The sequence below is a fragment of the Sphaerisporangium sp. B11E5 genome (assembly GCF_039871875.1).
In the GTDB taxonomy this organism is placed as follows: Bacteria; Actinomycetota; Actinomycetes; order Streptosporangiales; family Streptosporangiaceae; genus Sphaerisporangium.
The window spans coordinates 1-10,291 of record NZ_JBDPMD010000033.1; the positions used below are offsets into that span (position 1 = coordinate 1).

General features: G+C 73.4%; 9 protein-coding genes. All 9 read left to right on the forward strand.

What is annotated here, in order from left to right:
- On the forward strand, positions 1–1,602 hold a 1,602-nt coding region (locus tag ABGB17_RS25880; RefSeq protein WP_347633969.1), incomplete at its 5' end, for a primosome assembly protein PriA.
- Positions 1,603–1,652: 50 nt separating this feature from the next.
- Complete coding sequence (locus ABGB17_RS25885) at positions 1,653–3,377, forward strand: hypothetical protein (protein WP_347633971.1); 1,725 nt, start codon at positions 1,653–1,655, stop codon at positions 3,375–3,377.
- 93 nt (positions 3,378–3,470) lie between these two features.
- Positions 3,471–4,841 (forward strand): hypothetical protein, encoded by a 1,371-nt coding sequence (locus ABGB17_RS25890; protein WP_347633973.1) that lies wholly within the window; start codon positions 3,471–3,473, stop codon positions 4,839–4,841.
- A gap of 95 nt (positions 4,842–4,936) precedes the next feature.
- Complete coding sequence (gene def, locus ABGB17_RS25895; protein WP_347633975.1) at positions 4,937–5,485, forward strand: peptide deformylase; 549 nt, start codon at positions 4,937–4,939, stop codon at positions 5,483–5,485.
- Positions 5,486–5,489: 4 nt separating this feature from the next.
- Positions 5,490–6,428: a methionyl-tRNA formyltransferase gene (gene fmt, locus ABGB17_RS25900; RefSeq protein ID WP_347633977.1), complete on the forward strand. Its 939-nt coding sequence runs from the start codon at positions 5,490–5,492 to the stop codon at positions 6,426–6,428.
- Positions 6,429–6,564: 136 nt separating this feature from the next.
- Positions 6,565–7,899: a transcription antitermination factor NusB gene (locus tag ABGB17_RS25905; RefSeq protein WP_347634096.1), complete on the forward strand. Its 1,335-nt coding sequence runs from the start codon at positions 6,565–6,567 to the stop codon at positions 7,897–7,899.
- A 64-nt stretch (positions 7,900–7,963) separates the two neighbouring features.
- Positions 7,964–8,458: a cupin domain-containing protein gene (locus tag ABGB17_RS25910; RefSeq protein ID WP_347633979.1), complete on the forward strand. Its 495-nt coding sequence runs from the start codon at positions 7,964–7,966 to the stop codon at positions 8,456–8,458.
- 689 nt (positions 8,459–9,147) lie between these two features.
- A complete protein-coding gene (locus tag ABGB17_RS25915) occupies positions 9,148–9,381 on the forward strand; it encodes a hypothetical protein (RefSeq protein ID WP_347633981.1) in 234 nt (77 codons plus the stop codon).
- On the forward strand, positions 9,378–10,175 hold the full coding sequence (locus ABGB17_RS25920; RefSeq protein ID WP_347633983.1) for an AfsR/SARP family transcriptional regulator: 798 nt from the start codon (positions 9,378–9,380) through the stop codon (positions 10,173–10,175). The genes ABGB17_RS25915 and ABGB17_RS25920 overlap by 4 nt, the downstream gene beginning before the upstream one ends.
- Positions 10,176–10,291 lie beyond the last annotated feature (116 nt).

Consider the following 10,291-nt stretch of genomic DNA (forward strand, 5'->3'; position numbering starts at 1 on the left):
GCTGAGGTGCCTTGGGCGGTGGGGGTTGCCGAGGTGGTGGGGGCGGCGGTTCGCGGGGGGCGGGGGGCGGTGGTGGTGGTGCCGGACGGGAAGGATGTGGTGCTGGTCGATACGGCGTTGCGGGGGGTGCTGGGGTGGGGGGAGCACGTGGCGCTGACGGCGGATCTCGGGCCGGCGGAGCGGTATCGGCGGTGGTTGCGGGTGCTCCGGGGGCAGGCGCGGGTGGTCGTGGGGACGCGGGCGGCGGCGTTCGCGCCGGTGCGTGAGCTCGGGCTGGTGGTGATCTGGGACGACGGGGACGATCTGCACGCGGAGCGGCTGGCGCCGTATCCGCATGCCCGGGAGGTGCTGGCGTTGCGGTCCCATCAGACGGGGGCGGCGATGCTCATCGCGGGGTACGCCCGGACCGCGGAGGCGACGCGCATGGTCGCCGCGGGGTGGGCGCGGCCGGTCGTCCCGTCGCGGGAGGCGCTGCGCAGGTACGCCCCGCGGGTGCGCCCGGCGGGGGAGGACGCCGATCTGGCCAGGGACCCGGCGGCCCGTGCCGCCCGCCTGCCCACCTCGGCGTGGACGGCGCTGCGGCACGGGCTGGACACCGGGCCGGTCCTCATCCAGGTGCCCCGCCGCGGCTACCTGCCCGCCCTGGCGTGCCTGCACTGCCGCACCCCGTCCCGCTGCACCCAGCCGCCCCTCCCCGTGCCCGAGCCGCACGTCCCGCCGGGGGCGCCCGTCTCGCGGCGGCTCCGCACGGCGGCCACGCTGACGGGGCTCGCGCAGCCGGACGTGGAGGAGACCCCCGAGGAAACCGTCCCCGCCCCTCTCTGCGGCGGCCCGCTGGCGCTTCGCGGAGGCCACGCGGCCCCCTACTGCCGCTGGTGCGGGCGTATCGCGGGGGGGTGGCGCTGCCGGGTGTGCGGCGGGGACCGCTTCCGTGCTCTCGTGGTGGGGGCGCGGCGTACGGCGGAGGAGCTCGGGCGGGCGTTTCCCGCCGTGCCGGTGAAGACGTCGGGACGGGACGCGGTGCTCGCCACCGTCGAGGCGTCCCCGGCCCTGGTGGTCGCCACGCCCGGCGCCGAGCCGGTCGCCGCGGGCGGCTACGCGGCGGCGGTGCTGCTGGACGGCTGGGCGCTGCTCGGCCGTCCCGACCTGCGCGCCGCCGAGGAGACCTTGCGCCGCTGGATGAACGCCGCGGCCCTGCTGAGGCCCGCAGCCGAGCTGGTCGTGCTCGCCGACTCCTCGCTTCCCCCGGTGCAGGCCCTGATCCGCTGGGACCCGGTGACCCACGCCGAGCGTGAGCTGACCGACCGCACCGTGCTGGGCTTCCCGCCGGCCGTCCGCATGGCCACGCTCACCGGCACCCCCGCCGCCGTACGGGAGATGATCGTCTCCCTGCGCCTGCCCCGCGAGACCCAGATGCTCGGCCCGGTGCCGGTCGAGACCCCCGGCCGCCCGGGCGGCGAGGAGGAGCGCGCGATGCTCCGCGTGCCGTGGAGCGTGGGCCCGGCGCTGGCGAGGGAGCTGAAGGCGGCGGCGGGCGTGCGGTCCGCGCGCAAGGCTCCCGACCTGGTCCGGGTGTGTATGGATCCCATGGATCTGATCTGACCGGCGGTCGCCGATTCGCGGCGCTGTTAGTAAGCCGTTAGTTTCTCCCTGTGTCGATCGAATGGGTGAACGGGGCCATCGAGGAGATCCGGGCGTGGGGGCGCCTGAAGGACATCGAGGTGGATGTCGAGGAGATCCGGCTCCTGTGCGACTACGCCAGCGACTACCTGGGCATCGGCGAGCTCGCCGACTTCACGCCCGTCACGTTCGAGCAACTGCTGCTGGACATCTATCCCCGCAAGGTCATCACCCCGCCGGAGAGCGCGGAGCAGACCGTCGCGGCGGCGCGCACACTGGTCGACTTCCTGCTGGACAGCGGCGAGATCGGCACCAAGATGGCGGGCCGCATGCGTGAGCGGATCAACGAGATCGCCCCGGAGATGCCGGCCGCGCTGGCCGACACCACCAAGTTCGGCATGGCCAAGAGCCTGTTCGCCGCGATGGGCGCCGACGACGACCTGGACGGCACGCCCGCGCCGTTCCCGACCGGCTTCTCCGCGGCGGCCCGCCCGGCCCGGTCCGAGGAGTGCGACTGCTGGGAGTGCTCGCCGCTGCCCGCCGTCCGGCTCCCGGCGCCGGAGGACGTCGCCGCGGCGGTCCGCTCGGACGGCCTGCTGCGCCACGCCCACCAGGTGGTGACCTGGATGCGGGACGGCGGCCGCACCCCCACCGCGCGGGGCGCCATGCGGGTGCGCGACGCCCGGCGTGTCACCGGCGAGCTCGGCGTGCCGGTGCCCGGCCTCGCGTGGGAGCTCGCCGTCTCCGTCGGCCTGGCCGAGGTGGACGACAAGGGGGCCGTGGAGGTGCCCCCCGGCTTCCGGCCGCTGACGGCCAGGGACGACGAGGAGGTGCTGGAGCTGTGGGCCGGCACCGTCGCCTTCCTCACCGGCGGCCCGCTGGCCCCCGTCACCCGCTCGCCCCGGGTCGACGCCGAGCTGCCCGTCCTGCACGACCTGCTCTACCGCGCCCCGGAGTCTCTCACCCTGGAGTCCTTCGGCGAGCACCTGTCCGGCGTCTGGGGCGCCGACGAACGCGACCCGCCGGACGCCCCCGAGGTCCCGGAGGAAGCGCCGCAGGACCTGGCCGCGGCGCTGGACGACCTGGCCAGGCTCGGCACCGTCGAGCGGGCCGGCGAGGTGCTCCGCCTGACCCCGCAGGGCCTGTGGGGGCTGCGCGAGGTGTACTCCCGCATGGGCATGACCGCGCCGGTCGCCCCCGACCCCGCGGGCGGCGACGCCGGCGGCCTGATCGCCGCGCTGCTCGGCGGTGTGCCGCTCGCTCAGGCCGAGTCGGACGTCACCCGGTGGCTGGAGCGCCGCACCCCTTCCGAGGCCGCCCACGCCCTCCTGGAGGCCGTGCGCGGGGGCGCGGCGCCGCACCGGGGCGTCGCCGCGAGCGTGCTCGACCGGCTCGGCCCGGAGGCCGCCCCCTCGGTGCGGCCGTTCCTCGACGACACGGAGCTTCGCCCGCACGCGGCCCGCTGGCTGGACCGCCACGGTCTGGACGCCCCGGACCTGACGCCGGAGGAGATCCTCTGGCTGGACGTGGACGTCCTCGCGGCGGCCGTGCCCACCGCGGAGGCCGACCCCGAGGGCTTCGCGAAGACCGTCGCCGCGGCCCACCCGTCCGCCCGCGTCATCGAGGAGATGTGGCGGGTCGACCACCCCGACGTCGCCGAGGTCCTCGACCTGCTCGGCCGTCACCTGCCCGACAAGGACATCGCCAAGGCCGCACGCAAGGCCGCGTTCAAGGCCCGCTCGCGCGGCATCCACTGACCCTTCCCGGCACGCTCCCGGGTTGCCGGAACGGTCTTGGTCAACGTCGGGCATGCGTCTTCGCGTGTGGCTGGTGTGGAGTAAGTTGCCTGAATGGCGAACAGCGGGGACGGCGGCATCTTCGATCTTGGTGAGCTGCGCAATCTCATCGACGAGCTGGGAAACGTTCCTGGTGAGGAGCGCGAGTTCATGCTCGCGGAGCTGTCCGGCGGGGACGCCGGCGACGACCGTGCCGACCGCTCCGTCTCCCCGGCGGACGTCCTCAGTTTCCCCCCGGTGGAGCTCACCGACCCCGAGCGGCTCGCCGCCGCGGTCCCTGCCGTCCCCCTGGTGCGCGACGCCGTCCGCCTGGCCGGGTGGACCGGCGCCCGCGAGGTGACCCCCGAGGGCCTGCTGCCGCCGCAGGACGCCGATCTGGCCGTCGCGGAGCTCGGTCTCGACCGCGGCCGGCTGCGGCTGGTGTGGATCGTCGCCGTCAACACCGGCCTGCTGCGCATTACCCGGGCCGGCACGGTCCCCGGCCCGGGGCTGCCGCCGGCGCTGCTCGACTTCTGGGACGGCGTGGTCATGGACGTGCTCGACCGCACCGAGGAGGGCCTCACCGGTTCCGCTGTGGTCGACGAGCACCTGACCGAGATGCTCGCCACCATCTACGCCACCACCGACGGCATCACCTACGGCGCCCTGGTCGAGGGCATGCTTCAGGCGCACGAGATCGCCTGCCAGGCCCGGCCGGGCGAGATGCGGCGGCTGCGTGAGATCCTTCCCGGCGAGCTGGACGCCGCGCTCGACCTGCTGCGGTACTGCGGCCTGTTCGAGCGGGCCGACGACGCGGTGCGCCTGACGCCGCTCGGGGTGTGGGCCGTCCGGCAGGACCTGCTGCGTGAGGGCCACGACGCGCCGCTGCTGTCGGAGATCGCGGAGTTCGCCGAGCTCAGCGCGGTCGAGCTGGTGGAGGCCATGTTGTCGGGCCGCGCCCCTTCCAGCGCGCCCACGCTGTGGGTGGAGCGGCGGGCCCCCGAGGACGCCGCCCGTGAGCTGATCAAGGTGGCGGCGTCCGGCACGGCCGGGCAGCGCGGCGTCATCGGCACCGTGCTCGAGGAGATGGGCCCGGAGGCCGAGCCCGCCATGCGCGAGGCCCTCGCCGAGCCCGCCATGTGGCGGCACGCGGCCGTGTGGCTCGGCGTGCGGGACCTGGAGGCCCCCGCGCTCAGCGAGGAGGACGGCACGTGGCTCGCCGTCGACACGCTCGCCACGCTGCTGTACATCCCCGACGTCCAGGAGGCCATGGGCGAGTTCGAGGCGCTGGCGCCGGGCGAGGAGCTGCTGCGCCTCATCGAGGACGTCAGCCGCAGCGCCCACCCCGACGCCATCGCCGTCCTCGACCTGCTCGGCACCCGCCACCCCGACCCCGTCACCGCCAAGGCCGCACGCAAGGCCGCCATGAAGTCCCGCTCCCGCTGACCCCCTGCGGGGGCCGTCCACAGGGCGCGACCGGGACGGCGGCGATGAGCCATAAACTGGTGGGGCCCCACGTCCACATCTGAACGGAGTCGTCCGTGGCCATTCAGTCGATCCGCCTGTTCGGCGACCCGGTGCTGCGCACCCCCGCGGAGCCGGTCACGGAGTTCGACAAGGAGCTGCGCAAGCTCGTCAAGGACCTCACCGACACCATGATGGACGCCCCCGGCGCGGGTCTCGCCGCGCCGCAGATCGGCGTCGGGCTGCGCGTGTTCACCTACTACGTGGACGATGTCGTCGGTCACCTGATCAATCCCACCCTCGACCTCGGCGAGGACGTCGACGAGGAGGGCGAGGAGGGCTGCCTGTCGTTCCCCGGCCTGGTGTTCCCGACGCCGCGGGCCATCCGGGCCGTCGCCAAGGGCTTCGACATGCACGGCGAGCCCGTCACCATCGAGGGCACCGACCTGCTGGCCCGGTGCGTGCAGCACGAGACCGACCACCTGGACGGCGTGCTGTTCATCGACCGCCTGGACCCCAAGCAGCGCAAACTCGCGATGAAGGCGATCCGCGAGGCCGAGTGGAGCGGCCTCGGCGCCCCTGTGGTGAAGGTCTCCCCGCACGCCACTCAAGGCAAGGCGCTGTAGGCCCGTGCGCCTGGTCTTCGCCGGAACCCCCGAGACCGCGCTGCCGTCCCTGCGCGCGCTGCTCCAGTCGCCCCGGCACGAGGTGGCGGCCGTGGTGACCCGGCCGGACGCCCAGTCGGGCCGGGGCCGCAAGGTGCACCCGAGCCCGGTGGCCGAGCTGGCCGGGTCCGCCGGCGTCGAGGTGCTGAAGCCCGCCAAGGCGGGCGACCCCGAGTTCCTGGCCCGCCTCGCGGCCATCGGGCCCGACTGCTGCCCCGTGGTCGCCTACGGCGCGCTGCTGCCGCAGCGTGCGCTGGACGTCCCGAAGCTCGGCTGGGTCAACCTGCATTTCTCCCTGCTGCCCGCCTGGCGCGGCGCCGCCCCGGTGCAGCACGCCGTGCTGCACGGCGACGCCATCACCGGCGCGGCGACGTTCCAGATCGTCAAGGAGCTCGACGCGGGCCCGGTGTACGGCGTGGTCACCGAGGAGATCCGCCCGCACGACACCAGCGGCGAGCTGCTCGCCCGCCTCGCCGAGTCGGGCGCCGGCCTGCTGGCCGCCACCCTGGACGGCATCGAGGACGGCACGCTCCAGGCCCGCCCCCAGCCCGCCGAGGGCGTCAGCTACGCGCCCAAGCTCGACGCGGCCGACGCCCGGGTCGACTGGCGGGCCCCCGCGATGCGGGTGGACCGGCTGGTCCGCGCCTGCACCCCGGCCCCCGGCGCGTGGACGGAGTTCCGCGGCGCCCGCCTCAAGCTCCGCGGCCCCGTGCGCCCCGCCCCGGACGCCGCAGCTCTGGCGCCCGGTGAGATCGCCGCCGCCAAGGACACCGTGCTGGTGGGCACCGCCACCCACCCGGTGCTGCTCGGCGACGTCCAGCCAGAAGGCAAGCGCCGCATGACCGCGGGGGAGTGGGCCCGCGGTGTGCGCCTGTCCCCCGGAGACCGGCTCGGCGAGGCATGAGCACGACCATGACTGTGGGGGAACGTTGACCAAGGGACCCCGGCAAGGCCGCGGCACCGGTGTCCCGTCCGGACGCCAGGGCGGCCCGTCCCGCGGCGCGGGCCAGGGCCGGGCACGCGGCGGCGGGCGCGGACCGGTGCGCGACGAGGCGCGGAACGTCGCCTACGACCTGCTGCGCGCCGTGGACGAGCGGGACGCCTACGCCAACCTGCTGCTGCCCACGCTGCTGCGCGACCGGGGCCTGTCCGGGCGGGACGCGGCGCTGGCCACCGAGCTGGCGTACGGCACGCTGCGCGGGCTCGGCACCTACGACGCGATCATCGCGGCGTGCAGCGACCGCCCGCCGCGCGAGATCGACCCGCCGCTGCTCGACGCGCTGCGGCTCGGGGCGCACCAGCTCCTGAGGACCCGGATCCCGCCGCACGCCGCGGTCAGCGCCAGCGTCGACCTCGTGCGCCTGCGCATCGGCGCCGGGGCCTCGCGGTTCGCCAACGCCGTGCTGCGCAAGATCGCGAGCCGGGACCACGAGCAGTGGATGCCGATCGTCGCGCCGGCCGCCGAGGAGGACCCGCTCGGTCACCTCGCGGTGGTGCACAGCCACCCCCGGTGGGTCGTGTCGGCGTTCCGCGACGCGCTCGGCGGCGACCTGCGCGAGACGGCCGAGCTGCTGGCCGCCGACAACGAGCGGCCCGGGGTGACCCTGGTCGCCTGGCCGGGGCGCAGCTCGGTGGGCGAGCTGGTGGACGCCGGTGCCGTCGCGTCCCGCTTCTCGCCGTACGCCGCCTACCTGACCGAGGGCGACCCCGCGTCGATCCAGGCGGTCGCCGACGGGCGGGCCGCCGTGCAGGACGAGGCGAGCCAGCTCGTCGCCCTGGCGCTGACCCGGGTGCCGGTGGACGGCCAGGACCGCGCCTGGCTGGACATGTGCGCGGGCCCCGGCGGCAAGGCGGGCCTGCTGGACGCGCTCGCCGTGCAGGAGGGCCGCAACCTCCTCGCCGCGGACCTGCGTTTCCACCGGTCCCGTCTGGTCTGGCGGGCCACCCGCCGCGCCGGGGTGGTCACCGCGGACGGCACCGCGCCCGCGTGGCGCTCCGGGGCGTTCGACCGGGTGCTGGCGGACGCGCCGTGCACCGGTCTCGGCGCGCTGCGCCGCCGCCCCGAGGCCCGCTGGCGGCGCGACCCGGAGAGCGTGCCCGAGTTCACCGCGCTGCAGCGCCGCCTGCTGACCTCCGCCCTGGACTCGGCCCGCCCCGGCGGCGTCGTGGCGTACGTGACCTGTTCCCCGCACCTGGCCGAGACCGCCGTCGTCGTGGACGACGTGGTGCGGCGCACGGGCGCCGCGGAGGTCCTGCCCGCCCGCCGCTACCTGGACGAGGTGGGCGGCCTCGGCGACGGCCCCTACGCCCAGTTCTGGCCGCACCGCCACGGCACCGACGCCATGTTCCTCGCCCTGCTGCGCAAGCTGCCCTGAGGCGGCCCGCCCGCGCCCGGCATGACATGATCGATATCGGAGGGACGAGCGGACAGGGGGCGTGATGTCGTATCCAGCGGCGCTGTACTTCGGGGAACGGGGGCTGCCCACGGCGGCGTACCGGCCCGCGGGGCAGGAGCCCGATCTGCGCATCGGGCAGGGCGGCACCGACGTGAGCTATCTGGCGACCGGCGCGACCACCGGCGGGCTGTTCGGGCTGTACCGGTGGGAGATGGGGCCGCGGCCGAGCGGGCCGTCGGCGCACTACCACCGCACCATGGCCGAGTCGTTCTACGTGCTGACCGGCACGGTGCGCCTGTTCGACGGGGCGGCGTGGCTCGACGCGCGGCCGGGGGACTTCCTGCACGTGCCGCCGGGCGGGGTGCACGCCTTCCGCAACGAGTCCGGGGAGCCCGCCTCGATGTTGCTGCACTTCGCGCCGGGCGCGCCGCGCGAGGCGTACTTCGAGGAGCTGGCGGAGATCGCCGAGTCGGGCCGCACCCTCACCGCCGAGGAGTGGACCGAGCTGTACCGGCGCCACGACCAGTACATGGTCTGACGCCGCGGGGAGGACGCGGGGTGGGGCCGTGGACCGGGGATCACGCCAGGGCGAACCGGATCACGTCCGGTCGCGGTCAGGACCTGACTGCGGGAGTTCGTGCCCGGCGACATGGGCCGTCACAGTGGGACGGCATGGTGATGAGCCTTGCTAATTTTTTGCCGGTGCTGTTAGCGATATCCCACATTCAGGCAGGCGAGTCTGCCGGGGTACGGTCAAAAATTCAGCACACGGTAACCCCACCGGCATGCGAGTGCCGTCAGTGGCGCGGGCGCAATCCCCGGCGAAACAGAAATTTTTCTTGACGTTGCCAGGGTGGGGTGCGAATATTGCGAGCGGCGATGTTCGCACAAGCATGGCTCATGGGCTGACTCCTGACTGTCATCTGACTGACTCCTGAAGGTCATGTGACAGATCGACATACTAGAACGTGGCTCCATCCATCGCATCAGCCGGCGGACCGCTGTGGCTGTGCTCGGAATACAACACGCTTCTGAAATGGCGGGCCCCTGACGTCAACCACCCTGAATGTGCTCATCCCGAGTAAATGGATATGCCTTCCAGGCTTCTCGTGACGCTGTGATGTTCCCAGGTGGGCGATGTTCGGCGCCGGGTTTCCGATCTGCCGGACAACGCGCTCATCACGATAAGGGCCTCGAAACTCCGATACCGCCGCACGCCACACGCTGATGTCCGAGCCGATCGGCACCAGCCTCGTCAGGGCCGATGCGCTCGAGACTTACCGGTACCGGCTTGCCCTCTGTGAGCCGCTCGATTCGAACCATGACATCGATCCGCCGCTCGACGGCGAAGGAGCACAGGTGAACACCCTCATCACGAGCTCGGCCACCCAGCCTCTGCGGCACCGCAAGCAAGCACTGCCGGACAACGGCGGGCTCTGCGAGCCGGCTCCGCGCCCATGAAGATCTCGCTGCTTGGCCCAGTGGAGGTATTGGATCCTGACGGCAGCAGGATCACGCCGAGTTCCTTAAGGCAACGGATGCTCCTCGCTCACCTGTGTGTCGACGCGGGGCGTGTCGTCTCGGCTGATCAACTTCTGAGTGCCCTGTGGCCCAGCGAGCGGCCTCGCACGTCGTTCACGGCACTTCAAGTGAATATCTCCAGGTTACGGAAGTACCTGGCGAACGCCGGAGTCGATCCCGGCACCGTGGTCACGGCGCCGGATGGGTACGCGATAGATCTGGCATGCCATCAGCTGGATGTCCACGACTTCCGTGATCTGGTCGTGCAGGCGAGGCAGAGCGTCCGGGAACGTCGTCTGGAGGCCGCGACCAGGCAGCTCCGGCAAGCGCTGTCGCTGTGGCGAGGTGACCCGCTGCGCGATCTGCGGGACTCGGTGGTCCTCGCGTGCGCGGCACGGGCGTTCGAGGAGGAGCGGAACGCCGCCTACGAGCTGCTGATCCAGCTCGAGCTGGACCTCGGACGCCACAAATATATTATCGGCGAGCTGTACGAACTGACCTCGAGGTTCCCCACGTGGGAGACGGTCCACGCACAGCTGATGATCGCGCTCTATCGAGCCGGCAGGACCGCCGAGTCTCTCACCGTCTACGAGGCGATCCGCCGGCGCCTGGTGGCGGAGCTCGGCATCGAGCCGTCGGGTTCCCTCAAGAGGATCCAGCTCGCCGTTCTGCGTCGAGGCGACCAGCTCGAAGTCTCGGCCGCGGCGAGGGTGGTGGGCGGCGGAGCCGGCTGATCACGAAAGTGACGCGGTAGATCCAAAGGGGAGCGCCGGTATACGGCCGGCTGCATATCTTCCCGGATGCATGATCCGGACGGGAACGTTCCATTTCGCCGGCGGGCCGTCGCATG